Source organism: Pseudomonas sp. REP124, from assembly GCF_020164475.1.
GTDB lineage: Bacteria > Pseudomonadota > Gammaproteobacteria > Pseudomonadales > Pseudomonadaceae > Aquipseudomonas.
This window is the reverse complement of the sequence record NZ_JAIQWX010000012.1, coordinates 1-26,137: the sequence shown is the minus strand read 5'-3', so window position 1 is coordinate 26,137 and position 26,137 is coordinate 1. Positions and strand designations below refer to the sequence as shown.

Below are 26,137 nucleotides of genomic sequence, written 5' to 3'. Positions count from 1 at the left end.
ACAGTCAGGAGCGTGGGGATGGGTGTGAAATCATTCGTTGTCGGGCAGCGCTTGAGCCTGCCTGTCGTTGCCCTTATCGGGCTTTCGTCTCTTCTGGCCGGGTGCGGCAAAGAGCCGGTTGCACCGGCCCGCCAGCCACCGGAGGTGACCGTGATGACGGTCGTCTCGCGCGATACGCCGGTCACTTTCGAATTCGTTGCCCAGACCCAGAGCTCACGGGAGGTGGAAATCCGCGCCCGGGTTGCCGGCTTCCTGGACAAGCGCCAGTACACCGAAGGCGATCTGGTGAAAACCGGACAAGTCCTGTTCCAGATGGACCGCAAGCCGTTCGAGGCCGCCCTTGCCTCGGCCCAGGGCCAGATGGCCCAGCAACAGGCGCGCTGGGAAGTGGCCAAGGCCACCCTCGCCCGCGTCCGTCCGCTGGCGGCGCAGAACGCGGTCAGCAAGATGGACCTGGACAATGCCGTCGGCTCCGAGCGCGAAACCAAGGCCGCGGTGCTCGCCGCCGAGGGCCAGGTGCGCACCGCGCAACTGAACCTGAGCTATACCACCATCACCTCGCCGCTCAACGGCCTGTCCAGCGACGCGAAAAAACAGGAAGGCAGCTACGTCACACCGGGCGAATCAGGCTTGCTGACTTCCGTGTCGCAAATGGACCCGATGTACGTCAACTTCAGCCTTTCGGAAAACGAAACCCTCAAATACCGCGACGAAATCGCCGCCGGACACCTGGTCTTCCCTCCACGCAGCGACTTTATCGTCGAAATCGTCCTGGCGGACGGCACCACCGTTCCGGAACGCGGCAAGGTCAACTTCACCGCGCCGTCCTACAGCCAGGACACCGGCACCTTCCTGGTCCGCGCGGTGCTGGCCAACCCCAACGGGCTGCTGCGTCCCGGCCAGTTCGTGCGCGCCCTGGCCAAGGGCGCGACCCGGCCGAATGCGATCCTGGTACCACAAAAAGCCGTGCTCGAAGGCGCGAAAAGCCAGTTCGTCTGGGTGATCAACGGCGAAGGCAAACCCGAGCAACGGGTGGTCGAGGTGGGCGAATGGCAAGGTGATAACTGGTTCATCAACAAAGGCCTGAAAGCCGGCGAGCGCATCGTGGTCGATGGCGCGCTGCGGGTAGCGCCCGGAGCACCGCTGAAAATCAACGAGGCGGCCGTCAAGGCGCCGGTCCCCGCCGAATCCGGACAAACCATCAAGGCCGGCCCCACTACTCCGCCAGCCGGTGGGAAAGCGCCATGAGCATTTCCCACTATTGCATCGACCGGCCAATCTTCGCTTCCGTTATCTCCATCGTCATCACCTTGGCCGGCGCGGTAGCCATGCTGTCGCTGCCGGTGGCCCAGTACCCGGACATCACGCCGCCGCAAATCACCGTGGCGGCCACCTACCCCGGCGCCGATGCGCAGGTGGTGGCCAACAACGTCGCTGCGCCGATCGAGCAGCAGGTCAACGGCGCCGACAACATGATCTACATGAACTCGTCGAGCTCGGCGACGGGCAACATGACCCTCAACGTGTTCTTCGAGATCGGCACCGACCCGGCCCTGGCCCAGGTTGACGTGCAGAACCGCGTAAACCTGGCCCTGCCGCAACTGCCCGACGCGGTGCAGAGCCAAGGCATCCAGGTGCAGAAGAAATCCTCGGCGTTCATGATGGTGCTGGCGGTTTACTCCAATGGCGACCGTTATGACAGCACCTACGTCGCCAACTACGCCAACCTCTACGTGCTGGACGCGCTCAAGCGTATTCCCGGCGCCAACCAGGCCAGTATTTTCGGCACACCTGACTACGCGATGCGGATCTGGCTCAAGCCCGACCGCATGGCGCAACTGGGCATCACCGCGGCCGATGTGCAGAAAGCCGTGGCCAACCAGAACCAGCAATTCGCCGTGGGCCGGGTTGGCCAGTCACCGACCGGCTCGCCCGTGGAGCAGTCGTTCGCGGTGACCACCAAGGGTCGCCTGACCGAGCCTTCGGAGTTCGAAAACATCATCCTGCGCGCCAGCAACGAAGGCGCGGCCATCGTGCGGCTCAAGGACGTCGGCCGGGCGGAACTTGGGCAGAAGGACTACTCGCTGCGCAGCACCTACCAGGGCAAACCGGCGACGCTGATTGCGGTGTACCAGCAACCTGGGGCCAACGCCCTGGACGTTTCGGCGGCGGTGACCAAGACCCTCTCGGACATGAAGGCCACCTTCCCCGAGGGCATCGAATACAAGATCGTGATGGACACCACCGCCTTCACCCGCGCGTCGATTTCCGAGGTGATCCACACCTTCTTCGAAGCCCTGGTGCTGGTGGTGATCGTGGTGTTCCTATTCCTGCAGAGCCTGCGCGCCACGCTGATTCCGGTGATTGCGGTGCCGGTGTCGATTGTCGGCACCTTCATCGGCATGACCGCCCTGGGCTTCTCGGTGAACATGCTGACGCTGTTCGGCATGGTGCTGGCCATCGGTATCGTGGTGGACGACGCGATCGTGGTGATCGAGAACGTCGAGCGCAACATGCACGTGCACAAGATGAACCCCAAGGACGCCGCGAAACGGGCGATGGACGAAGTGGCAGGCCCCGTGGTTGCCATCGTGCTGGTGCTCTGTGCGGTGTTCATTCCGGTGGCGTTCATGGGTGGGATCACCGGCCAACTCTATAAACAGTTCGCCATCACCATCGCCATTTCCGTGGTGATTTCAGGCCTCGTGGCCCTGACCCTGTCCCCCGCCCTCGCCGCCCTGCTGCTCAAGCCGCAGCACGGTGAAAAGAACAGATTCTTCCGCTGGTTCGAACGCAGCTTCGAGCGCATGACCGACGGTTATTCGCGCTCGGTGGCGTTCATGATCAAGCGTTTCGCCCTCGCCTTGCTGGTGTTTGCCGGGATGATCGTGCTGATCGTGCTGATGGGCAATCGCATCCCCAGCGCCTTCCTGCCGCCGGAGGACCAGGGTTACCTGCTGGGCGCGATCATCATGCCCGATGCCGCGAGCCTCGATCGCACCGGCGCGGTGGGCCAGGTGGCCAGTGATTTCTTCCAGAACGACCCGTCGGTGGAAGGCGTGGCCATCGTCAATGGTTACAGCCTGCTGGACGGCCAGAACAAGAACAACGCCGGTGCTTTTTTCGTCGGTTTCAAGGATTTCGAAGGCCGCTACAAGGACTCCGACACCATCGCCGAACAAAGCGCGCCGGCGGTGATCCAGAAAGCCGCCCATGCCTTCTCTACCGTGCAGGAAGGCATCATTCTGCCGGTCAACCCGCCGTCGATTCCGGGCCTGGGCACCACCGGCGGCATGGAGGTCTGGGTGCAGAGCAAGGGCGACGGCAACGTTGACCAGTTGGCCGAGATGGTCGGCACTCTGGTGGCCAAGGCCAAGGAACGTCCGGAACTGGGCGCCGTCACCTCGACCTTCAACGTGCATTCACGGCAGTTGATGGTGGATGTCGACCGGGAAAAGGCCGAGTCCCTGGGTGTACCGGTGGAAGACGTCTACAGCGCGATGCAGACCATGTTCGGCTCGCTGTACGTTTCGCAATTCAACAAGTTCAGCCGCTTGTGGCAGGTGATCCTGCAGGCCGAGCCGGCCTACCGTCTCAAAGCCGAAGATCTTCAACAGATTTACGTGCGCAGCAAGAACCTCGACATGGTGCCGCTCAAAGCCGTGCTGACCACCCGCTACGTCACCGGGCCCGACCTTCTGACCCGTTTCAACAACTTCCCGGCGGTCAAGCTCACCGCCAACGCCGCCCCCGGCTACAGCACCGGTCAGGCATTGGCGGCGCTGGAAGAGATCAGCGCCGAGATCATGACCGACGACTATGCCCTGGCCCTCAGCGGCGAAGCGTTCGAAGAGAAAAAGAGCGGTGGCGCGTCCTCCCAGGTGTTCATCTTCGGCCTGGTGATGGTGTTCCTGATCCTCGCGGCGCAGTACGAAAAGTGGTCGCTGCCGGTGGGTGTGCTGATGGCGGTGCCGTTCGCCATCTTCGGTGCCATGCTCGCCGTGTTGATCCGGGGCTTGAGCAATGACGTGTATTTCCAGATCGGGCTGACCATGCTGGTGGCCCTGGCGGCGAAGAACGCGATTCTGATTTTCGAGTTCGCGGTATTGAACCGGGAAGCCGGGATGTCGGCGTACGATGCGGCCATGACCGCCGCGAAAGAGCGCCTGCGGCCAATCGTGATGACGTCGCTGGCGTTCATTCTGGGTTGCGTGCCGTTGGCGATTGCGGTCGGTGCATCCGAAAACAGCCGGCACTCCATCGGTACCGGAGTGATCGGCGGGATGCTGGCGGCGACGGTGATCGCGGTGTTCTTCATTCCGGTCTTCTACTTCCTGATCGAGCGCATGACCGGCAAGAAGGACGACAAGCAAAAACTGGTAGCCCAGACACCTTCTGCGCAGATCCCTGACGGGGCGGCGCAAAACAAGCATGAGGGGGATTGAGATGCGCAAGAACTCTTTCCCGCTTTGTCTATGCCTGGGCTTGAGCCTGACCGGCTGCATGGTCGGCCCCGACTATCAGGCGCCGAACATCGACACCCCGGCGGCCTACCGTTACGCGGACAAGGAAGCCAAGGACCTGTCCAATACCCTGTGGTGGGAACAGTTCCAGGACCCGGTGCTCAATGAGTTGATTCGCAGCGCCCTGCTCGAAAACAAGGACATCAAGATCGCCGCAGCCCGGGTCGAGCAGTTCCAGGGGCGCTATGTTGAAACCCGCTCCCTGTTCTTTCCTCAGGTCGGGCTTGATAGCCAGGGTCAGCGTACCCGCTCGCCGCGGGACAACGGCCCGGTGCCGCTGGATTCGTCGGTCGATCCGGTGTTCAACAATTATCAGGCACTGCTCAGCGTCAATTGGGAGCTGGATATCTGGGGTCGTCTGCGGCGCCTGAACGAGTCGGCCCGCGCCGATCTGCTGGCGTCCGAGGAAGGACGGCGCAGTGTGATCCTGAGCCTGGTGTCGTCGGTGGCGACCAGTTACATCACCCTGCGGGATCTGGACCGCGAGCTGGAAATCGCCCGTACCACGGCCAAGGTTCGGGGTGATTCCTACGGCATCTTCAAACAGCGCTTCGAGGCCGGGGTCATTTCGGAAATGGAGTTGGCGCAGAACCTCTCCGAGTACCAGCGCACCCAGGCTTCGGTGGCGCAATTCGAGCCGCTGGTGGCGCAGCAGGAAAACCTGTTGGCGATTCTGCTGGGTCGCAACCCCGGGCCGATTCTGCGCGGACGCAGTCTGGCGCAACTGACGCTGCCGGCGGTGCCAGCCGGGTTGCCGTCGGATTTGCTGGAGCGCCGGCCGGATCTGCGTCAGGCCGAACTGGATCTGATTTCGGCCAACGCCCAGATCGGCGCGGCCAAGGCCCAGTATTTTCCGACCATCTCCCTGACCGGGATGCTCGGTTCGGTCAGTAACCAGCTCTCGGACCTGTTCACCGGGCCGGCTGCCACCTGGTCCTATGGGGTGGCGGCGAGCATGCCGATCTTCACCGGCGGCGCGATTTCCGGGCAAGTCAAACAGGCCGAAGCCTTTCAAAAGCAAGCGCTGCTGACCTATCAGAAAGCCATTCAATCGGCCTTCGGCGATGTGGAAAACGCCCTGGTCGCCTCGAGCAAATCCCGCGAACAAATGGCCTTCCAGGCCGGCCAGGTCGACGCCCTGCGCACCTACGCGCACTTCGCCCGGCTGCGCTACGACAACGGCTACACCAGCTACATCGAAGTGCTCGACGCCGAACGCAGCCTGTTCGACGCCGAAATCAACTACACCCGCACACGTGGGCAGGTGTTTACCTCGATGGTCGATCTGTACAAGGCCACGGGTGGGGGCTGGGTGTCCAAGGCGGATGAGCTGACAGCGTCCGGGTCCTGAAACAGGCCTGTGTCTCCCACAATACCTGTGGGAGCGGGCTTGCCCGCGAAAAGGTCGGCACATCCAACATTGATGCCGGCCCATCTGACACCTTCGCGAGCAAGCCCGCTCCCACAGGGTTTTGCATATTTCGCAGATTTTGCGGTCGGTCTCGGGACCTGTAGGAGCGAGGCTTGCCCGCGAAGAGGCCGGCACATCCAACATTGATGTCGGACCAACTGACGCCTTCGCGGGCAAGCCTCGCTCCTACACATTCGGCAGTTGATGCTTCAGAACTTCTCGGACACATGCCGCAGCGGGTGATCCGCTTCGCGGTAGCCTCCCGGTTTCTGGCGTTTCGGCAGGACGATCTTTTCGCGCTTGACCTCCTTGTAGGGAATGCGGCTCAACAGATCGGTGATGATGTTCAACCGCGCCCTGCGCTTGTCGTTGGAGTTGGCCACCAGCCATGGCCCGTACTCGGTATCGGTGGCCTTGAACATGTCGTCGCGGGCGCGGGAGTAGTCGTACCAGCGGCTGTAGGACTTCAGGTCCATCGGTGACAGTTTCCAGATCTTGCGCCCGTCCTCGATCCGCGCCTCCAGCCGGCGGGTCTGTTCTTCCTCGCTGACCTCCAGCCAGTACTTGAGCAGGATTACCCCCGAATCAACGATCGCCCGCTCAACCGCCGGCACCGTCTTGAGGAATTTCTGCGCCTGTTCCTCGGTACAAAACCCCATCACCCGCTCGACGCCCGCGCGGTTGTACCAGCTGCGATCGAAGATCACGATCTCGCCAGCCGCCGGCAGATGCGGCAGGTAGCGTTGCAGATACATCTGGCTCTTTTCCCGATCAGTCGGCGCAGGCAGTGCCAGCACCCTGAACACCCGCGGGCTCACCCGCTCGGTCAGCGCCTTGATCGTCCCGCCCTTCCCCGCACCGTCGCGACCCTCGAAGATCACGCAGATCTTCACGCCCTCCTGCTTCACCCACTCCTGCAACTTGACCAGTTCGACGTGCAACAGGCGCAACTGAGCCAGGTAGTCTTTGTTGCTCAATTTCGTTTCTTCTGCGGGCTGTTTCTTCTTCGCGTCTTTCTTGCCTTTTGCCATGTTCAATCCCTCGCGAATACGGACCAATGACAACAATGAAAGGAGGTGGATGCGGCTACAGCGACAGCACACCGCTGTACAACCCATAGGCCGCCACCCCCGCGCCGACCAGAACACAGGCGAAAATGCCTTTCTCTATGTTCGTGAACAGCGGTTGGCCCTGCTCGCGCTTGGCCTTGGCGAACAGAATCACCCCAGGTGCATAAAGCAACGCCGAGAGCAGCAGGTATTTGACCCCGCCGGCATACAACAGCCACACCGCATAACCCAGGGCGATGGCGCCGATCAGCAGGTCCTTGGTGCGTTGCGCCGAGCCTTGCTCGTAGGTTTCGCCACGTCCGCTGAGCAGCACCGCATAGGCCGCCGACCACAGGTACGGCACCAGAATCATCGAGGATGCGAGGTAGATCAGGCTGGTGTAAGTGCCGGCGGAAAACAGGGTGATCAGCAGGAACAGCTGAATCATGCCATTAGTCAGCCACAACGCATTGACCGGTACGTGGTTGGCATTTTCACGGGTCAGGAAGGCCGGCATGGTGCGGTCCTTGGCCGTGGCGAAGAGGATTTCAGCGCACAGCAACGCCCAGGACAACAAGGCGCCAATCAGGGATACAGCCAAGCCGATACTGATCAGCAAGGCACCCCACGGCCCAACGATGTGCTCCAGCACAGCCGCCAGCGACGGGTTCTGCAAGGTCGCCAGTTCCGGCTGGCTCATGATCCCCAGCGACAACAGGTTCACCAGCACCAGCAGCGCCAGCACCCCGAGAAAACCGATCACCGTCGCCCGGCCGACGTCGGAGCGTTTTTCCGCCCGGGCCGAATAGACGCTGGCCCCTTCGATGCCGATGAACACGAACACGGTCACCAGCATCATGTTGCGCACCTGGTCCATCACGCTGCCAAAACTCGGATTGGCACTACCCCAGATATCACGGGTGAAGATATCGGCCTTGAACGCGACGGCGGCAATCACGATGAACATGATCAGCGGCACGACCTTGGCCACGGTGGTCACCTGGTTGATGAACGCCGCTTCCTTGATCCCGCGCATCACCAGAAAGTGCACGGCCCACAGCAGCACCGAGGCGCAGCCGATGGCAATCGGCGTATTGCCCTGGCCAAAGACCGGAAAGAAATAACCGAGGGTGCTGAACAGCAGAACGAAGTAGCCGACGTTGCCCAGCCAGGCACTGATCCAGTAACCCCAGGCAGACGAAAAACCCATGTAATCGCCGAAACCGGCCTTGGCGTAGGCATAGACACCGGAGTTGAGTTCCGGCTTGCGATTGGCCAGGGTCTGGAATACGAAGGCCAGGGTCAGCATGCCCACCGCCGTGATTCCCCAACCGATCAGAATGGCCCCAGCGTCGGCACGCTCCGCCATGTTCTGCGGCAGTGAAAAGATCCCGCCGCCAATCATTGAACCGACCACCAGCGCTATCAGCGCACTCAAGCGAAGCTTCTGTGTCGGCTGCGACATACCTGTGTCTCCCTCCACGGTAAGACTTGAGTTGCAAGGCCATCGAATGCTTGAAATCAACCTGTTTGGACGATAGCGCATTAATAAATTTGCGCTAATGCCAAGTGGATAGGAGTTATAGCCAATCGAAATTAAAAATCCATTTTAAATTTCGCCCAGGTAACTAAAAGGTACAGGATCCAAAAACGAGAACTATTCTTTACAATAAAAAAAAGTGAACTAATGTCTTAATTCAGCTGTATCCGCCACTTAACAGCAAAGCCTCTGGAAAAGGCTTTTGCGGCCATTAGTTAATTGATCTGCATATTATTAGGTCACTCACTAACGCCGCAGTTGTATGCCATTGATCCAGGTCAGTTGATTGAACAGCGTATGGAAATAGTCTGCATTCTCTCTTCTCGCACAATGGAGTCAACATGTCTGAATCTCCCGGAAAGTTGCGATTGGGTGCATTGGTAGCCCTTGTTGTGGGCTCCATGATCGGCGGCGGGATTTTCTCCTTGCCACAGAACATGGCCGCCAGTGCCGACGTAGGCGCCGTGCTGATCGGTTGGGCCATCACCGCGGTCGGCATGCTGACCCTGGCCTTCGTGTTCCAGACCCTGGCCAACCGCAAGCCTGACCTCGACGGCGGGGTCTACGCCTACGCCAAGGCCGGTTTTGGCGACTACATGGGCTTCTCTTCGGCGTGGGGCTACTGGATCAGTGCCTGGCTGGGCAACGTCGGCTACTTCGTGCTGCTGTTCAGCACCCTGGGTTACTTCTTTCCGATCTTTGGCGAGGGCAATACGGTTGCGGCGATCATCGGCGCGTCCGTACTGCTGTGGGCCGTGCATCTGCTGGTTTTGCGAGGGATCAAGGAAGCGGCGTTCATCAACGTGGTCACCACGGTTGCCAAGATCGTGCCGCTGGTGCTGTTCGTGCTGATCGCCTTGTTCGCCTTCAAACTGGAGATCTTCACTGCCGACATCTGGGGCGTGAAAAACCCGGATCTGGGCAGCGTGATGAACCAGGTGCGCAACATGATGCTGGTCACCGTGTGGGTGTTCATCGGCATCGAGGGCGCGAGCATTTTCTCGGCGCGGGCGGAGAAGCGCAGTGACGTCGGTCGCGCCACCGTGATCGGTTTCATCACTGTGCTGCTGTTCCTGGTACTGGTGAACGTGCTGTCGCTGGGCATCATGACCCAGCCGGAACTGGCAAAACTGCAGAACCCGTCGATGGCTGCGGTGCTTAAGCACGTGGTGGGCGACTGGGGTGCGATCCTGATCAGCGTCGGCCTGATCATCTCCTTGCTCGGTGCCCTGCTGTCATGGGTCCTGCTCTGCGCGGAGATCATGTTCGCCGCCGCCAAGGACCACACCATGCCGGCGTTCCTGCGCAAGGAAAACGCCAACAATGTGCCGGTCAACGCCCTGTGGCTGACCAACGCGATGGTGCAGTTGTTTCTGATCATCACGCTGTTTTCCGCCAGTACCTACCTGTCGCTGATCTACCTCGCCACCTCGATGATCCTGGTGCCTTACCTGTGGTCGGCGGCCTACGCATTTCTTCTGGCGGTACGCGGCGAAAGCTATGAAAACGCAGCATCGGAGCGCAGCAAGGACCTGTTCATCGGCGCCATCGCGCTGCTGTACGCGATCTGGCTGATCTATGCAGGCGGCATGAAATACCTGCTGCTGTCCGCCCTCCTCTATGCCCCCGGCGCGATCCTGTTCGCCAAGGCCAAGCTCGAACTCAAACAACCGGTATTCACCCACGTCGAGAAGCTGATTTTCGCCGCAGTGGTCATAGGCGCCCTGGTGGCGGCCTACGGTCTCTACGACGGCTTCCTGACCTTGTAACGACTGCTTTTTTATCTGGAGGATCACAGAAATGACCACGGAAAAAGTCAAGTACGGCGTTCATTCCGAAGCCGGAAAACTGCGCAAAGTCATGGTTTGCTCCCCAGGCTTGGCCCATCAGCGGCTGACCCCGAACAACTGTGACGAACTGCTGTTCGACGATGTGCTGTGGGTGGCCCAGGCCAAACGCGACCACTTCGATTTCGTCACCAAAATGCGCGAACGCGGGATCGATGTGCTGGAAATGCACAACCTGCTGACCGACATCGTCGCCATCCCTGAAGCACTGGACTGGATCCTGTCGCGCAAAATCACCCCCGATACCGTCGGTGTCGGCTTGATCAACGAAGTAGATTCCTGGCTGCGTAGCCTGGAGCCGCGCCACATCGCCGAGTTCCTGATCGGCGGCGTCTCGGGCGATGACCTGCCGGACTCGTTCGGCGGCAAGGCGATCCAGATGTTCCGCGACTTCCTCGGCAACTCCAGCTTCCTGTTGCCACCGTTGCCGAACACCCAGTTCACCCGCGACACCACCTGCTGGATCTACGGCGGTGTGACCCTCAACCCGATGTACTGGCCGGCGCGCCGCCAGGAAACCCTGCTGACCACTGCCATCTACAAATTCCACCCGCAATTCACCAATGCCGACTTCCAGATCTGGTACGGCGATCCGGACAAGGATCACGGCGCTTCCACCCTCGAAGGCGGCGACGTGATGCCGATCGGTAATGGCGTCGTCCTGATCGGCATGGGCGAACGCTCATCCCGCCAGGCCATCGGCCAGTTGGCGATCAACCTGTTCAAGAACAAGGCCGTGGAAAAAGTCGTCGTTGCCGGGCTGCCCAAGTCCCGCGCGGCAATGCACCTGGACACCGTATTCAGTTTCTGCGACCGCGACCTGGTGACGATCTTCCCCGAAGTGGTGAACCAGATCGTCGCCTTCACCCTGACTCCCGACGAAAGCAAACCGGGTGGCATCGACATCCGTCGGGAAAAAACCAACTTCCTCGATACCGTGGCCGCGGCCCTCAAGCTCAAGACCCTGCGCGTGGTGCAAACCGGCGGCAATTCCTTCGCCGCCGAACGCGAACAGTGGGACGACGGCAACAACGTGGTGGCGGTGGAACCCGGCGTGGTCATCGGCTACGACCGCAACACCTACACCAACACCCTGCTGCGCAAGGCCGGCGTGGAAGTCATCACCATCAGCGCCGGCGAACTGGGACGCGGACGTGGCGGCGGCCACTGCATGACCTGCCCGATCGTCCGCGATCCGATCGATTATTAATTTCAGGGAGACCCACCATGGCTTTCAATATTCATAACCGCAATCTGCTGAGCCTGGAACATCACACCACTCGCGAATTGCGCTATCTGCTCGACCTGTCCCGCGACCTCAAACGCGCGAAATACACCGGTACCGAGCAGCAGCATTTGAAAGGCAACAACATCGCGCTGATCTTCGAAAAGACCTCGACCCGCACCCGTTGCGCCTTCGAAGTCGCTGCCTATGACCAGGGCGCCAACGTTACCTACATCGACCCCAACTCCTCGCAGATCGGTCACAAGGAAAGCATGAAGGACACCGCCCGGGTGCTCGGGCGCATGTACGACGCGATCGAGTATCGCGGCTTCAAGCAGGAAATCGTCGAAGAACTGGCGAAATTCGCCGGCGTGCCGGTGTTCAACGGACTGACCGACGAATATCACCCGACGCAAATGATCGCCGACGTGCTGACCATGCGCGAACACTCGGACAAGCCGCTGCACGACATCAGCTATGCCTACCTTGGCGATGCACGCAACAACATGGGTAACTCGCTGCTGCTGATCGGCGCCAAGCTGGGCATGGACGTGCGCATCTGCGCGCCGAAAGCGCTGTGGCCGACCGACGATCTGGTGGAACGTTGCAATAAGTACGCTGAAGAAAGTGGTGCCCGCATTACCCTCACCGAAGATCCGAAGGCCGCGGTCAAGGGCGTGGACTTCATTCACACCGACGTCTGGGTGTCGATGGGCGAACCAGTGGAAGCCTGGGCCGAGCGTATCCAGCAACTGCTGCCTTACCAGGTCAACGCCGACCTGATGAAAGCCACCGGCAACCCGCGCACCAAGTTCATGCACTGCCTGCCGGCCTTCCACAACAGCGACACCAAGGTCGGCAAGCAGATTGCCGAGCAATATCCACACCTCAAAAACGGCATCGAAGTGACCGATGACGTGTTCGAGTCGCCAGCCTGCATCGCCTTCGAGCAAGCGGAAAATCGCATGCACACCATCAAGGCGATTCTGGTGTCGACTTTGGCTGACCTCTAACAAACGGACCCGCTCCCACTGAAGAAACACAACCCAATGTGGGAGCGGGCTTGCTCGCGAAGGCGGCATGTCAGTCGATTCATGTTCAGCTGACCCAACGCTTTCGCGAGCAAGCCCGCTCCCACAAGGGACCGAGCAGACCGCTTACTTCTCTTTCTGGAAGGACTGCACCATGCGTATCGTCGTTGCTCTGGGCGGTAACGCCCTGCTTCGCCGGGGTGAACCGATGACCGCTGACAACCAGCGCGCCAACATCCGGATCGCCACCGAACAGATCGCCAAGATCCATCCCGGCAACCAACTGGTCATCGCCCACGGCAATGGCCCTCAAGTGGGCCTGCTGTCGCTGCAGGCAGCGGCCTACACCTCTGTGACCCCCTACCCGCTGGACGTGCTCGGTGCCGAAACCGAAGGCATGATCGGCTATATCATCGAACAGGAACTGGGCAACCTGCTGGCCTTCGAGGTGCCTTTCGCCACCCTCTTGACCCAGGTCGAAGTCGACGCCAACGACCCGGCCTTCAAGAACCCGACCAAACCCATCGGCCCGGTCTACACCAAGGACGAAGCCGAGAAACTGGCCGCCGAAAAAGGCTGGGCCATCGCCCCCGACGGCGACAAGTTCCGCCGCGTGGTCGCCAGCCCCAAACCCAAGCGCATTTTCGAGATACGCCCGATCAAGTGGTTGCTGGACAAGGGCAGCATCGTGATCTGCGCGGGCGGCGGCGGCATTCCGACCATGTATGACGAAAACCGCAAGCTGCAAGGCATCGAGGCGGTGATCGACAAGGATCTGTGTTCGTCGCTGCTGGCCGAGCAACTGGAGGCCGATCTGCTGGTGATCGCCACCGACGTCAACGCCGCTTTCATCGACTTCGGCAAGCCAACCCAGAAAGCCATTGGCCAGGCCCATCCGGACGAACTGGAGCGCCTGGGGTTCGCCGCCGGCTCCATGGGGCCCAAAGTTCAGGCAGCCTGCGAATTCGCCCGCCATACTGGAAAGGTCGCCGTGATCGGTTCGCTCTCGGATATCGAGGCGATCGTTCAAGGCAAGGCCGGGACCCGTGTGAGCACCGCCGCACCGGGGATCAGCTATCGCTAACACCAAGTTCCGGGCAGGCTGATCCCCTGCCCCGGACAAAGGTTTCCAAAAGGGGATAAGAAAATGGCCATGTTCGAGCCAGGTCATCTGCACATCGAGCGCCATGCGCTGAACGACAACGATGTCAGCTACAACATTCACCTCGATTACGAAGTCAGCAGCGATCCCAAGCTAGGCAAGGGCATGCTGTTCACCATGCACGGCAGCATCCAGGGCAAGGAAATCAAGGAGACGTTCTTTCTGCCCAAGGAGGAGGCCTACAACTTCGCCCGAAACGTGACGCAAATCGCCGAGAAATACGGCATTCCCAAGTCCATGAGCAGCATCGGCTCAATGCACAAGCACTATGACCTCATGTTCGAAGATGTACGGGTGCAGCTGAATATGAAGTCCGGAGATACGGTCAATCCCGAACACTTCGAGTGACCTGCAGGCGCTTCAAACGGATTCGTTCTGTCACACCATTGAATGGAAAAACAGGCTTATGAAATCTATCCGCTCTCTTGCTTCTGCCGTCGCCCTCGCCTCCCTCTTTTCAACCGCCAGCCTGACGGCTCATGCCGCCGATATTCCGCTGGGCAGCCGCGCCATTGAAGGCCACATTGTGTCGAAGGTCCTGGCCGTCGATCCGGCGAACTACCAGGTCACCATCGAAGGTCCGGACCAGCAACCGGTGCCCCTGCAGCTCACTGACCAGGCGAAAAACCTGAACAATCTGAAGGTCGGCGATACCGTCGATATCCAGGTGATCCGCTCGGTCGCTTATGTGCTGGACACCACCGTCGGTGGCGCCCCCAGCATGAGCAACGAGGCGATGACCGTCCGTGCGACCAAGGATAATCCCAACCCCGGCGGTGAAGCCGTGCGCCAGGTCAAGGTCACCTCGAAAATCACCAAGATCGACCTGAAAACCCACGAGGTGACCCTGATGCCTCCGGAAGGGAAACTGCGGGTGGTGAAGGTCGAGGATCCCGACCTGCAAGCGCGCATGAAGAACCTCAAGGAAGGTCAGACGGTCGACGCCGTTTATACCGAAGTGCTGAAGGTCCAGACCTCGCGCTAATCGCGCGGCACTGAACGAAAGGACCCCGGGCTCGATATGACAGACTTGTTCAACGCTATCGGGCTCGGGTTGCTGGCACTCCTGCCGTTGACCAACCCGCCGACGACCGTGGCGCTGTTCCTTGCCCTGAGCAAGGGACTGAGCCAGAAGGAAAAGGACACCCAGGCTTTTCTGACGTCGTTCTATGTATTTTTGATCATGGCGGTCACCTACTACATCGGTGCCTTCGTCATGGACGCGTTCAACATTTCCATCCCGGGCCTGCGCATCGCCGGCGGCGGGATTCTGGTGATCATGGGTTTGAAGATGCTGTTTCCGCCGCCACCCCAGCCTATCGTTGCCGGGGCCAGCACCGCGGAGCAGCCGACCTTCGCCTTCATCCCGCTGGCCATGCCCAGTACCGCCGGACCCGGCACCATCGCGATGATCATCAGCGCCGCCGCCACCATCAAGAACAACACCCTGTTCCCGCCGTGGGTGCTGCTGGTCGCCCCGCCGCTGATCTTCATCCTGACCGCGCTGATCCTCTGGATCTGCCTGCGCTGCTCGGGATTCATCATGCGGATCATGGGCCAATCGGGCATTGAAGCCATCTCGCGGCTGATGGGTTTTCTGCTGGTGTGCATGGGCGCTCAGTTCGCGATCAACGGCTCGGTGGAGGTCCTGCAAACCCTGATCGACCACAACGCTCATCTGTTGCGAGCGCAGTGAATCCGCTGCTCTGCGGCGGGATGAATGGCCGGTGTTTGCCCGGCAAAGACATCGAAAATCAGCTGTACTGAAATTCCCGAACAGGAAGACGTACCTGTAGCAGCCACATGGAGAGCATGATGCGCATTCCATTGTTTTACGCGGTGTCGGTCGTACTGTTGATCAATGGCTCCGCTTGCCTGGCGCAGACGGTGCAGGCCACGGCGACTGCCGGCACGGGCAACAGCACGGCGACAGCGACCGCCGGCAATGGGACCGCCACAGCCACGGCGGGTGATGCCAGTGCCACGGCCACCACCGCCGATGCAACGCCAGCCGCAGACGTGGCAAAGGACCCGGTTTTCAATCAGGAACAACTGGATCAGATGGTCGCGCCGATCGCGCTGTATCCGGACCCGTTGCTGGCCCAGGTGCTGATGGCCAGCACCTACCCCGGGCAAATCGCGGAGGCCGTGACCTGGTCCAAGGCCAATCCGAAAGCCAAGGGTGACGATGCGGTCAAACAGGTGGCCAACCAGCCCTGGGACCCGAGCGTGCAGGCGCTGGTCGCCTTCCCGCAGGTGCTGGCGACCCTGGGGCAGGATCCGGTCTGGGTGCAGCGGTTGGGGGATGCGTTTCTCGCGCAACCTGATGATGTAATGGGCGCGGTGCAGCGCTTGCGGCATCAGGCCCAGGCCGCCGGCAACCTGCAGAGCAACCAGTATCAGAACGTCACGGTGCAGAACATCACGCCGGCAGCGGCGCCCGCTCCCGCGCCGGAGTCGTCCTCGTCGTCTTCAGCGCCGGCCCCTGCTCCGGCCAGTTCGTCCACAATCATCATCCAGCCCGCCGATCCGCAGGTGGTGTACGTGCCGACCTATAACCCGACCACCACTTACGGCACCTGGGCTTATCCGGCTTCACCACCTGTCTATTACCCGCCGCCGCCCGCCTATTACCCGGGCCAGGCATTGGTGGCCGGATTGGCGTTCGGTACCGGTGTGGCGATCGTCGCTTCGCTCTGGGGCGATTGTGACTGGGGCAATAACGACATCGACGTGGACGTGAACCGCTACAACAACATCAACCGCAACAACCAGATCACCAATAACCAGAACAAGTGGCAGCACAACGCCGTCAATCGCCAAGGCGTGCCCTATCGCGACCAGCGCAGCCGCGAGCAATACGGTCGGCAACTCAACGGAGCGACTCAGCGCGATGCCTTTCGCGGCGACAACGCCCAGCGCGCCCAGGCCCGTGAGAACGCCCGTAGCGCCATGGACCGAAGCGGCATCGAGAGACCGGCCACCAGTAACCGGCAGGCCCGTGATCAGGCGCGTCAGGCGCAGTCGGGCATGGCGGCCGGCAATCGCATGCAAAGCGGTGCGGACAGGCCTCGCGCCGCGGACAGGGGCCAGGGCGTGGACCGAAATCAGATCGCAAATCGTAACCAGGGTGAACGAAACACTCGCGAAAACCAGCAACCCAGAAGGCAGGACGCTCAGGTGAACCAGCGCCGGCAGGATTCGACCTTTTCTCGGCAGAACGCGCAAAAGCGCCCGGCCGCCAGTCCCGGCAGTGCTCGCAACAACGCATTCGCCGGTGCGCGCTCACCTTCTCAATCCAATGCGCAGGCCCTGCGGGGTCGGGCCAGCCAGGCATCCGCCCAGCGCCCAAGCTCGATGCGGTCTTCCGGTCACCAGATCAGCAGACCGTCCAGCCCGATGCGTTCGAGGGGGGGCCGCCGGTGAACAATCCAAGTCGAGTCAAAGTGTTCATGGGCCTCCTGGCACCTGTCCTGGCGATCACCGCGAGTCTTTTGTGGTCGGGGGTTGTAGCGGCACAGGAGGCGTTTTCCACGCCGGAAAAGGCTGCCGAGGAATTCGTCAAGGCGCTGGGGACCGAGCATGCCGATCAGGCGCGGCTGACCGAGCTTCTGGGCGAGGACTGGCGCAGCGTGATTCCCCGTGAAGGTGTGCAGCGCGAGGATGTCGATGCATTTCTCAAGCAGTATCACGAGCAGCATCAGATCCAGAAGCCCAATGATCGCAAGGCCATTCTGGCGGTCGGCCCCGATCACTGGACCATGCCCATCCCCATGGTCAAGGACAAGAACGGCTGGCGCTTCGACATGAAGGCCGGGGCCGTTGAAATCCGTGCTCGCCGGATTGGCCGCAACGAGCTGTCCACGGTGCAGTCGGTGCTGACTTATCACGATGCGCAGATGGACTATGCCTCGCAGGATCGTGATGGTGACGGTGCGTTGGAATACGCGCAGAAGATTTTCAGCACCCCTGGTGAACACGACGGGCTGTATTGGGCGGACGACGACAGCGGCCAGATCAGCCCCCTGGGCCCGCTGTTCGGCAACGCCTCGACCCTGGAGGACTGGCACGGTTATCACTTCCGCATCCTCAAGGGCCAGGGCCCGTCAGCCCCGGGCGGCGCCTACAGCTACCTGATCGGCGACAAAATGAGCCGCGGCTTTGCCCTGATCGCCTGGCCGGCGAAGTACGACGACACCGGGGTCATGAGCTTCATGATCAGCCATGACGGGCAGGTGTTCGAAAAAGACCTGGGGCCCAACAGTGAAAAACTGGCGCTGGCGATGAAATTGTTCGATCCGGATGACAGCTGGACGGAAGTGCCTACCGATCAAAACCAGAATTGATGGATGCCACAGGATTTTATGATTGTTCATTGACCCTGTGGGAGCGGGCTTGCCCGCGATGGCGGTGGGTCAGCAACATGAATGCTGGCTGAAAGGGCCTCATCGCGGGCAAGCCCGCTCCCACGGTAATTGGTGCGGTCCGCAGGTTTTGTAGTGTCGCTTATAGCAACGGGCTGGCCAACAGATCTTCCAGGCTCATCGGCTTGGCGAAGTAGTAGCCCTGGGCCTGCCCTGCGCCCATTTCCCGCAGCAGGTCCAGGGTCAGTTCGTCCTCTACGCCTTCGGCCACCACGCTCAAATCCAACGACTCGGCCATGCGCACGATGGCTCGCACGATGGCGCGGCTGCGCGGGCTGCTGGTGAGTTCGAGGATGAAGGACTTGTCGATCTTCAAGCCGCTGAACCGGTACTGGTGCACGTAACTCAGGGACGAGAACCCGGCGCCGAAGTCGTCGAGCACCACCGACATGCCGTTATCGGCCAGTTGCTGCATGGTCAGGCGGGCGATGGCCGGTTCGGCCACCAGTGCGCCTTCGGTCAACTCCAGGCAAATGCGTGAAGGCTCGACGCCGTGACGCGCCAGCAGTGCCAGCACTTCGCCGGCGAATTCCGGGCGGGCCATGCTGTAGCTGGAGCAATTGACGTGCACCGCCGGCCAGTTGGCGTGCTCGGGCTGGGCGAGGATCACCGCGATGCGGGTGAGCATGTACAGGTCCAGTCGACCGATCAGGCGCAGGCCCTCGACGTCCGGCAGGAACTCGCCCGGCGCGATCACCCGCCCGCCCGGCTGGTGCCAGCGAATCAGGGCTTCAAGCGCCACCAGTTCACCGGTTTCCAGACTGACGATCGGCTGGAAGTACGGCAGCAATTCATCGGTGCGCTTGAGCGCGTTACGCAACGCCCCTTCCCGCTCGACCTGATCGGACACCTCACGCCGCACTTCCTGGTTGAACACCGCATAACTGTCACGCCCGGCACTCTTGACCCGGTACATCGCCGCATCGGCATCGCGCAGCAGGTCGGCGGGCTCGTTATGGAACTGACTGTCGGCACTGACGATGCCGATGCTGCAGGAAGAAAAGACCTGATGGCCATTGATGAAAAACGGCAGGTCGAACGCCGCGAGGATCCGCTCGCCGATTTCGATCAGCGTCTCAAGCGAGGCCTCCGGCGCCAGCACCGAGAACTCATCGCCCCCCAGTCGCGCCAGCATGTCGGTTTCCCGCAGGCAACTGCGCAGACGGTGAGCGACATGCATCAGCAACAGGTCGCCAAAATGGTGGCCGAAGCTGTCGTTGACCATCTTGAAACGGTCCAGGTCGATGAACATCACCGCCAGTTGCCCGCCTTCGCTTTCGAACCGCGACCAGGCCAGATTGAGGCGCTGTTGCAGGTAAGTGCGGTTGGCCAGCCCGGTCAGGGCATCGTGGGAGTTTTCGTGCTGCAACTTGGCGTTGGCGTGGTCCAGCTCACGGGTTCGGTTCTGCACCCGGGCCTCGAGCTTGAGATTGGCGGCATGGATCGCTTCGGCGGCGGTGCGGCGCGACAACGCCGTATCGATGTGCCGCGACACGAACGTGAGCAGTTCCTGGTCGCGCTGGCTGTAGCTGACCTGCGCGGTATAGCTCTGCACCGCCAGCACGCCGCGCACCATGTCGCCATCGAACAAGGGGATGCCAAGCCAGGAGTGGGAGCGGAATGCCTCGTCGATTTCGATTTCCCCCTGGTCGGACAGGCGACCCGCCTCGTCGAAGTCGATCAGGCACGGCCGACGCTGGCGGATCACGTACTCGGTCAGACCCCGGCGCCCACGCCGCGCCGCCGGGCGCACGGTCTGGCGCTCGTCGACGTAATAGGGAAAGGTCACTTCGGTGGTCGCGTCGTCGAACATCGCAATGTAGAAGTTCTGCGCGAACAGCAGATCGCCGACGATGCCGTGCAGGGTCTGGAAGAACTCAGCCATGTCACCCGGCTGGCTCGACAGCTCGGCAATCTGGAACAGTGCGTTTTGCAGATGTTCGGCGCGTTCGCGCTCGGCCACTTCCTGGCGCAGCGCGTCGTTGACTGCCGACAGTTCAAGGGTACGGCGCATTACGGTCTGTTCCAGGTCCTCGCGGTGCAGAATCCGATCCAGGGCCATGGCCACGTGGCGCGAGACCACCAAAAACAGCGCACGGTCTTCGGCGCTGTAGGTGCGCGACACCTCGTACACCTGCATGGCGAGCATGCCGAACACTTCATCCGAGGCGTTTTTCAGCGGTGCGCCCATCCAGAACTCGGGACGGTCGCCCACGCAGTAGAAACGGCCTTCGGCCTGGGCCTGGAGGATCCCGGCGGAGTCAATCAGCAACGGCTGGCCGGACGTCAGCACCTGGCCGGTCAACGACAGGCGATTCGGGTCCAGGTATTCGTAGTTCGAGGATTCCAGGGCATCGACGTCGATTTTGTCGACGTAGTACGGATAGTCGATTTTGTGGGTGTGCGGATCGTAGAGCGCCAGGTAGAAGTTCTCGGCATCGATCAGGCTGGCCAGCAGCTGGTGCACGCCGACCAGAAATACCGAACGGTCCCGGGTCGAGCTGGCCAGATAGGTGATTTCATAGAGCACGCGCTGAGTGATCTGCGCGCGGGCCAGGGTGTTGGTCTGCACCTGAATGCCCAGGCGCTGGGCAAATTCGGCGAGCGCGGGCTCCGCGGCGTCATCGACGGGTGCGAGCAGCCAGCCGAGCACGCTTTCGCCCTTGCCGGTCGGCCAGCGCTGCAGGCGCCGGGTTCGGCAAAAAGCGTCGAATTCTTCATTGGAAATACTCGCGGGCCACTGTCCCCGTGGATCGCCCTGCCCGACCAGATACATTTGCTCACCGGCACGGTAAACGGCCCAAGCCGTGGTATGGGGCCAGTTTCGCGCTGAGTCGAGCAGTTTTTCGATCTTGTCGTCGTTGCCGGCGTACGCCACCGCGGCAGTCTCCGAATTCCCTATCAGTTGAGAGGCGACCAGGTCGTCGCCGCTCGATTGCCGTGGCGAGCCGGTCAATTGACGAAAACTCATCAGCGCTCCATGAGCCAGAAACTGGCGATACTCTTTTACTGATTGTTAGCGATATGCCGGTGTCCTTTTCCTTTATAGCTTATGACAGTTTTTTTCAATCATTTTGTTTCCGCGACATCCGTTCACTGTAGGAGCCGAGCTTGCTCGCGATGGAGGCTGGGACGCCGCGGGGTGTCTGGTTTCCCGCGTAATCGTTGACGACCATCGCGAGCAAGCTCGGCTCCTACAGGAATAGACCTGTGGGAGCGAGGCTTGCCCGCGATGGACGACAGGACGCCGTGGGGTGTCAGGCTGCCAGCGTTATCGTTGACGACCAACTGTAGGAGCCGAGCTTGCTCGCGATGGAGGCAAGAACGCCGCGGGGTGTCAGGTTTCCCCCGTTATCGTTGGCGACCATCGCGAGCAAGCTCGGCTCCTACAGGGGGATGGGTTGTTATTTGGTTTTTGCGAAGGTTTCGAAGGCGCTGCCGTAATCGGGGTGCCAGCGGGACAGCGGTGGGCGGTTTTCGGCGATGTCGCCGGCGGCCCAGAGGATTCGGCGTTCGTCGAGGGCACGGGGGACGTCGTTGTCCGGGCAGAGGATGTAGAAATCGCCGGCTTCCAGGCGCTCCAGCATGAAGTCGACCGTCTGCTCTGCGGTCCAGGCGCCGGCGGGTTTGTCCTTGCGGCCTTGGGCGGCGAGTTCGGTGAAGACGAAACCCGGGATCAGCAAATGGGCGTTGATGGCGCAACCGGGGGTGTTGCGCAATTGATGTTGCAGCGACTCGCTGAACACCTTCACCCCAGCCTTCGACACGTTGTAGGCCGGATTGCCCGGCGGCGTGGTGATGCCCTGCTTGGAGCCGGAGACGATCACCAGGCCCGGTTGCCCGCGCTCGATCATGCCCGGCACGAATGCCTGCGTACTGCGGATGACGCCCCACAGATTGACCTCGATCATCTGCTGCCAATTGGCACTGTCGAGCGCTGTGGTCGCCGGCTGAATCCCGGCGTTGCTCATCAGCACATCGACCGCGCCGAAACGCTCCAGCACCCGGTCGCGCAGGTTAGTCAGGTCGCCTTCGCGACTCACATCGGCTTCGAGCGCCAGCACATCTTCGGCCCCCGCCAAGGCGTGACCAGCAAGCTCCTCGGCGGCGTCGAGCAACTTCTGCGCCCCCAGATCGGCGATGCACACGCGCATGCCCAGGGCGGCGAAACGCTTGGCGGCGGCCAGCCCGATGCCGGCGGCGCCTCCGGTGATCACGGCCACGGCGCCGGGTTTGAGAACGGGATGGGACATGGTGGGACTCCTCGATTTTTAAGGAAAAACACACCCCCTGTAGGAGCGAGCATGCTCGCGATGGTGGTCAACGTTAACGCGGGCAACCTGATGCCCCGCGGTGTATTTGAGTCCATCGCGAGCATGCTCGCTCCTACAGGGGAATGGATTCAGACCCGGCTACGCAGCCACTGCAGGAACCCCTTCTTCTCGATGGCCTTGGGCTCTTCCTGCAACAATGTCTGGGAAATCTGCAAACGAAAATCCACCAGCGCCCGCATCGCTTCGCTGATGTCATGCCGCGCTTCCACGCAGGGCCGGAAGTATTCCTTGTCGATCCGGTACAGATAGCAGAACGTCAGCGCGGCGAAATCCGCAGGCAAGGCCTTGCCCGAGACGATCCCGGCCTCGCCGATCACCTCCCCCGGCCCCATGCGTCCGGCTTCGAACTTCACGCCCGCGCGGGCCAGGGCCACCGTCACCACGCCTGATTCGATGATGTACAGGTGCTCGCTGATCTCCCCGCCCGGCAGAATCATGTCCCCCGGCTGGAACGCCTGGCGGGTCATGTTCTTGCTGACGCTGTCCTTCTCTTCATCACTCAAGGTGTTGGCGAAAATGGCCGAGTGATCCAGTAACGCCCGCGCCCGGGTATGCCTTACCGGTTCGTTGGTTTCCACCGTCGACAACCAATTGATCCCCGCCGCCAGCAAATGCCGATACGCCAGGTCGAACAGCTGATTGCGCACCAGCCGCTTCTGATCCATGGAAATCACGAAACCGCTGACCTCATATTCCACGCCACCGCTGCCGGTGCTTTTGATCGTGACCTTGGGTGCGGGTTTGGTCAGCAGCGCGCGGCATCCTTGTGCTGCCCGTTCCAGCGCGTCGAACACCCGGTTCGGCCGCACATGGGGGCTGATCAGCAGACTGATCGAAACCCCGAACATGTCGCTGGGCCGACTGAAGTTGGTGATCTTGGCCTTGGCCGCCATCGAGTTGGGAATCACGATCATGCTGCCCTGGGAGGTTTGCAGGAAAGTGGCGCGCCAATCAATGTCAGTGACCCGGCCTTCGGTGCCGTCGATGGCGATCCAGTCATCGATCTGATACGGCTTGGTGGTGTTAAGGACGATCCCGGAAAACACGTCGCTGAGGGTACTTTGCAACGCCAGGCCGACGATGATCGCCAGGGCGCCGGAGGTCGCCAGCACACCCTTGACCGGCAGATTGAGCACGTAGGCCAGCGCGGCAATCACCGCCACCAGAAAGATCACCGCGCCGAGCAGGTCCTGGATCAGCCGGCCGGTATGCCCGACCCGCTGCATCATCACCGCACCGATCATCACCGTCAGGGTCCGAGCACCGAACAGCCACCAGCCGATCTGCAGCGCCGTGGCCGCCATCTGCAACGGTACGCTGTCGCCAGCGGGCGCCGGTTCCAGAGGGCTCAGGCCTTCATTGAACAGCAGCAGGCTGTACAGCAGGAAAATGACCAGCCTTATCAGCACTTTCCAGTTGTGCCGCCGGGAGCCGATCATTCGCCACATCACCGTGTCGATCAGGATCAGAGCCAAGGCGCCGAGCAACGGGCTTTCAGTGAACATGGACAGCATCGAGCACCTCCAGCGCCGCTCAATAACCAGCCGCCAGATGACGGCCAAAATCAGGCCAGTGAATTTCTCGCAGGTTCTGCCTTTCTAGGATAGTCAGCGCCTCCTTGGAGCCCGATTCAAGCGCATCGGCAAACGCCTCGGCCAGACCAACGGTAATCCGCGCCATGGCAATGAGGCGATACTGCGCGATGCAGTATTGAAGACGGTGTCCTCATCACTCCCCGACTCCCCAACCCGAGGTACTGAACAAAATGGCCAAGGCTGCCGATGTCGTAGTGCAATGTCTGGAAAACGAGGGCGTGGAGTTCGTGTTCGGAATTCCCGGCGAAGAGAACCTTGACCTGCTGGAGTCCCTGCGCAAGTCGCCGATCAAGCTCATATTGACCCGCCACGAGCAATCGGCAGGCTTCATGGCCGCGACTTACGGCCGCCTCACCGGCAAGACTGGCGTCAGCCTCTCGACCCTCGGCCCTGGCGCGACCAACCTGGTGACCGCCGGCGCTTATGCCTATTTGGGCGGCATGCCGATGCTGATGATCACCGGCCAAAAGCCGATCAAGAAGTCCAAGCAGGGCCGCTTCCAGATCCTCGATGTGGTCGGCATGATGCAGCCGCTGACCAAATACACCCACCAGCTGGCGTCCGCCGACAACATCCCCTCCCGGGTGCGCGAGGCGTTCCGCCTGTCCGAAGAAGAAAAGCCCGGTGCCGTGCACCTGGAGCTGCCTGAAGACATCGCCGCTGAACAGACTGAAAGCATGCCGATTCCGCCAAGTCTGGTGCGTCGTCCGCTGGCCGAAACCAAGTCCATCGAAGGCGCCGTGGAAAAGCTCAAGGCCGCTCGCAGCCCGATCCTGGTGATCGGCGCCGGGGCCAACCGCAAGATGACCTGCAAGGTACTCAAGCAACTGATCGATAACACCGGCATTCCATTCGTCACCACGCAGATGGGCAAAGGTGTGGTGGACGAGCGTAACCCGCGCTTTCTCGGTAACGCTGCCCTCTCCGCCGGTGACTTTGTGCATCGCGCCGTCGAGGCCGCCGACCTGATCGTCAACATCGGCCACGACGTGATCGAGAAACCGCCGTTCTTCATGGTCCGTGGCGGTACCGAGGTGATCCACATCAACTTCCGCTCGGCGGAAGTCGACCCGGTGTATTTCCCGCAGATCGAAGTGGTGGGCGATATCGCCAACGCCGTGTGGCAGATCGGCGAGGCGCTGCAAGTCCAGCCGCACTGGGATTTCAGCCGCCTGATGGCGATCCGTGAAGCCAACGAAGCGCAGATCATCGAAGGCGCCGACGACAACCGCTTCCCGATCTACCCGCAGCGTTTCGTCGCCGATGTACGTCGCGCCCTGCCCTCCGAAGGCATCGTCGCGCTGGACAACGGCATCTACAAAATCTGGTTCGCCCGTAACTACAAGGCCCACCGGCCGAACACCGTGCTGCTGGACAACGCCCTGGCAACCATGGGCGCCGGCCTGCCGTCAGCGATGGCTTCCCATTTGGTCTACCCCGACCGCCCGGTGGTCGCGGTGTGCGGTGACGGCGGTTTCATGATGAACAGCCAGGAACTGGAAACCGCCGTGCGCCTGAAGATGAACCTCACGGTCATCATCCTGCGCGACGACGGCTACGGCATGATCCGCTGGAAACAGGCCAACATGGGGTTCACCGATTACGGCCTGGACTACGGCAACCCCGACTTCGTCAAATACGCCGAAGCCTACGGCGCCAAAGGCCATCGGGTCGACAGCGCCGAAGGCTTCCTGCCGCTGCTGGAACGCTGCATCGGCGAGCCTGGGGTGCATGTGATCGATTGTCCGGTGGACTATTCGGAGAATGACTTCATTCTCAACAGCGAACTCAAGCGCAGGAGTGCGTTGGTCTGATCACACAAAACCCGTAGGAGCGAGGCTTGCCCGCGAAAGGGCCGGTACATTCAACATTGATGTTGGCTGATCTGGCGCTTTCGCGGGCAAGCCTCGCTCCTACAGGGTTTTGCGGTGTTCGTTGGTTTTGTGAACCTGTAGGAGCTGCCGAAGGCTGCGATCTTTTGATTTTGTTTTTCAAA

At 61.2% G+C, this 26,137-nt stretch carries 19 protein-coding genes; 13 read left to right on the top strand and 6 right to left on the bottom strand.

All coding sequences use genetic code 11. The annotated features are described in order from the left end of the window. Positions 1-153 precede the first annotated feature (153 nt). From K9857_RS05130 to K9857_RS05120, 3 genes are read left to right on the top strand one after another with little or no spacing between them, the layout of a single operon-like run. On the top strand, positions 154-1,248 hold the full coding sequence (locus tag K9857_RS05130) for an efflux RND transporter periplasmic adaptor subunit (protein WP_318011745.1): 1,095 nt from the start codon (positions 154-156) through the stop codon (positions 1,246-1,248). Further along, entirely contained in the window at positions 1,245-4,445 is a 3,201-nt protein-coding gene (locus K9857_RS05125) for an efflux RND transporter permease subunit (RefSeq protein WP_224533775.1), read from the top strand. The genes K9857_RS05130 and K9857_RS05125 overlap by 4 nt, the downstream gene beginning before the upstream one ends. 1 nt (position 4,446) lies before the next feature. Further along, complete coding sequence (locus K9857_RS05120) at positions 4,447-5,874, top strand: efflux transporter outer membrane subunit (RefSeq protein WP_224533774.1); 1,428 nt, start codon at positions 4,447-4,449, stop codon at positions 5,872-5,874. A 269-nt stretch (positions 5,875-6,143) separates the two neighbouring features. Here K9857_RS05120 and ppk2 read toward each other — a convergent pair whose 3' ends face one another. Together ppk2 and arcD (K9857_RS05110) are read right to left on the bottom strand one after the other, a co-directional pair. Further along, the gene (ppk2, locus tag K9857_RS05115) at positions 6,144-6,965 is read right to left on the bottom strand and encodes a polyphosphate kinase 2 (protein ID WP_224533773.1); all 822 of its coding nucleotides are present in this window, start codon (positions 6,963-6,965) and stop codon (positions 6,144-6,146) included. A gap of 55 nt (positions 6,966-7,020) precedes the next feature. Next, entirely contained in the window at positions 7,021-8,448 is a 1,428-nt protein-coding gene (gene arcD, locus K9857_RS05110) for an arginine-ornithine antiporter (protein WP_224533772.1), read from the bottom strand. Between the two features lie 416 nt (positions 8,449-8,864). On the opposite strand from arcD (K9857_RS05110), the gene arcD (K9857_RS05105) reads away from it, so the two are divergent. From arcD (K9857_RS05105) to K9857_RS05065, 9 genes are all read left to right on the top strand, one after another. Further along, entirely contained in the window at positions 8,865-10,292 is a 1,428-nt protein-coding gene (arcD, locus tag K9857_RS05105) for an arginine-ornithine antiporter (RefSeq protein WP_224533771.1), read from the top strand. A gap of 31 nt (positions 10,293-10,323) precedes the next feature. Beyond that, entirely contained in the window at positions 10,324-11,580 is a 1,257-nt protein-coding gene (gene arcA, locus K9857_RS05100; RefSeq protein ID WP_224533770.1) for an arginine deiminase, read from the top strand. Between the two features lie 17 nt (positions 11,581-11,597). Then, the gene (locus K9857_RS05095) at positions 11,598-12,608 is read left to right on the top strand and encodes an ornithine carbamoyltransferase (RefSeq protein ID WP_224533769.1); all 1,011 of its coding nucleotides are present in this window, start codon (positions 11,598-11,600) and stop codon (positions 12,606-12,608) included. Positions 12,609-12,780: 172 nt separating this feature from the next. Beyond that, on the top strand, positions 12,781-13,710 hold the full coding sequence (arcC, locus tag K9857_RS05090; protein ID WP_224533768.1) for a carbamate kinase: 930 nt from the start codon (positions 12,781-12,783) through the stop codon (positions 13,708-13,710). 63 nt (positions 13,711-13,773) lie between these two features. After that, the gene (locus K9857_RS05085) at positions 13,774-14,136 is read left to right on the top strand and encodes a DUF5064 family protein (protein WP_224533767.1); all 363 of its coding nucleotides are present in this window, start codon (positions 13,774-13,776) and stop codon (positions 14,134-14,136) included. Positions 14,137-14,194: 58 nt separating this feature from the next. Beyond that, on the top strand, positions 14,195-14,773 hold the full coding sequence (locus tag K9857_RS05080) for a hypothetical protein (protein WP_224533766.1): 579 nt from the start codon (positions 14,195-14,197) through the stop codon (positions 14,771-14,773). Positions 14,774-14,809: 36 nt separating this feature from the next. Beyond that, complete coding sequence (locus K9857_RS05075; protein WP_224533765.1) at positions 14,810-15,484, top strand: MarC family NAAT transporter; 675 nt, start codon at positions 14,810-14,812, stop codon at positions 15,482-15,484. Between the two features lie 119 nt (positions 15,485-15,603). Next, positions 15,604-17,214 (top strand): DUF3300 domain-containing protein, encoded by a 1,611-nt coding sequence (locus tag K9857_RS05070; RefSeq protein ID WP_224533764.1) that lies wholly within the window; start codon positions 15,604-15,606, stop codon positions 17,212-17,214. A 26-nt stretch (positions 17,215-17,240) separates the two neighbouring features. Then, positions 17,241-18,134 (top strand): DUF2950 domain-containing protein, encoded by an 894-nt coding sequence (locus K9857_RS05065; RefSeq protein WP_224533819.1) that lies wholly within the window; start codon positions 17,241-17,243, stop codon positions 18,132-18,134. 160 nt (positions 18,135-18,294) lie between these two features. Here the strand turns inward: K9857_RS05065 and K9857_RS05060 are convergent, their stop codons facing one another. The 4 genes from K9857_RS05060 to K9857_RS05045 form a co-directional block, all read right to left on the bottom strand. Continuing rightward, positions 18,295-21,183: an EAL domain-containing protein gene (locus tag K9857_RS05060; RefSeq protein ID WP_224533763.1), complete on the bottom strand. Its 2,889-nt coding sequence runs from the start codon at positions 21,181-21,183 to the stop codon at positions 18,295-18,297. A gap of 433 nt (positions 21,184-21,616) precedes the next feature. Next, on the bottom strand, positions 21,617-22,465 hold the full coding sequence (locus K9857_RS05055) for an SDR family NAD(P)-dependent oxidoreductase (RefSeq protein WP_224533762.1): 849 nt from the start codon (positions 22,463-22,465) through the stop codon (positions 21,617-21,619). A 149-nt stretch (positions 22,466-22,614) separates the two neighbouring features. Then, positions 22,615-24,060: a mechanosensitive ion channel family protein gene (locus K9857_RS05050; protein WP_224533761.1), complete on the bottom strand. Its 1,446-nt coding sequence runs from the start codon at positions 24,058-24,060 to the stop codon at positions 22,615-22,617. Between the two features lie 19 nt (positions 24,061-24,079). Further along, entirely contained in the window at positions 24,080-24,226 is a 147-nt protein-coding gene (locus tag K9857_RS05045; protein WP_224533760.1) for a hypothetical protein, read from the bottom strand. Between the two features lie 85 nt (positions 24,227-24,311). Between K9857_RS05045 and K9857_RS05040 the strand changes: the two genes are divergently transcribed. Continuing rightward, positions 24,312-25,955: an acetolactate synthase large subunit gene (locus tag K9857_RS05040; RefSeq protein ID WP_224533759.1), complete on the top strand. Its 1,644-nt coding sequence runs from the start codon at positions 24,312-24,314 to the stop codon at positions 25,953-25,955. Positions 25,956-26,137: the final 182 nt, after the last annotated feature.

Bases quoted from the DNA above. Each gene is read 5' to 3' on its own strand.
- K9857_RS05130 (WP_318011745.1), top strand. From the start codon at position 154: ATGACGGTCGTCTCGCGCGATACGCCGGTCACTTTCGAATTCGTTGCC.
- K9857_RS05125 (WP_224533775.1), top strand. From the start codon at position 1,245: ATGAGCATTTCCCACTATTGCATCGACCGGCCAATCTTCGCTTCCGTT.
- K9857_RS05120 (WP_224533774.1), top strand. From the start codon at position 4,447: ATGCGCAAGAACTCTTTCCCGCTTTGTCTATGCCTGGGCTTGAGCCTG.
- ppk2 (WP_224533773.1), bottom strand. From the start codon at position 6,965: ATGGCAAAAGGCAAGAAAGACGCGAAGAAGAAACAGCCCGCAGAAGAA.
- arcD (WP_224533772.1), bottom strand. From the start codon at position 8,448: ATGTCGCAGCCGACACAGAAGCTTCGCTTGAGTGCGCTGATAGCGCTG.
- arcD (WP_224533771.1), top strand. From the start codon at position 8,865: ATGTCTGAATCTCCCGGAAAGTTGCGATTGGGTGCATTGGTAGCCCTT.
- arcA (WP_224533770.1), top strand. From the start codon at position 10,324: ATGACCACGGAAAAAGTCAAGTACGGCGTTCATTCCGAAGCCGGAAAA.
- K9857_RS05095 (WP_224533769.1), top strand. From the start codon at position 11,598: ATGGCTTTCAATATTCATAACCGCAATCTGCTGAGCCTGGAACATCAC.
- arcC (WP_224533768.1), top strand. From the start codon at position 12,781: ATGCGTATCGTCGTTGCTCTGGGCGGTAACGCCCTGCTTCGCCGGGGT.
- K9857_RS05085 (WP_224533767.1), top strand. From the start codon at position 13,774: ATGGCCATGTTCGAGCCAGGTCATCTGCACATCGAGCGCCATGCGCTG.
- K9857_RS05080 (WP_224533766.1), top strand. From the start codon at position 14,195: ATGAAATCTATCCGCTCTCTTGCTTCTGCCGTCGCCCTCGCCTCCCTC.
- K9857_RS05075 (WP_224533765.1), top strand. From the start codon at position 14,810: ATGACAGACTTGTTCAACGCTATCGGGCTCGGGTTGCTGGCACTCCTG.
- K9857_RS05070 (WP_224533764.1), top strand. From the start codon at position 15,604: ATGCGCATTCCATTGTTTTACGCGGTGTCGGTCGTACTGTTGATCAAT.
- K9857_RS05065 (WP_224533819.1), top strand. From the start codon at position 17,241: ATGGGCCTCCTGGCACCTGTCCTGGCGATCACCGCGAGTCTTTTGTGG.
- K9857_RS05060 (WP_224533763.1), bottom strand. From the start codon at position 21,183: ATGAGTTTTCGTCAATTGACCGGCTCGCCACGGCAATCGAGCGGCGAC.
- K9857_RS05055 (WP_224533762.1), bottom strand. From the start codon at position 22,465: ATGTCCCATCCCGTTCTCAAACCCGGCGCCGTGGCCGTGATCACCGGA.
- K9857_RS05050 (WP_224533761.1), bottom strand. From the start codon at position 24,060: ATGCTGTCCATGTTCACTGAAAGCCCGTTGCTCGGCGCCTTGGCTCTG.
- K9857_RS05045 (WP_224533760.1), bottom strand. From the start codon at position 24,226: ATGGCGCGGATTACCGTTGGTCTGGCCGAGGCGTTTGCCGATGCGCTT.
- K9857_RS05040 (WP_224533759.1), top strand. From the start codon at position 24,312: ATGGCCAAGGCTGCCGATGTCGTAGTGCAATGTCTGGAAAACGAGGGC.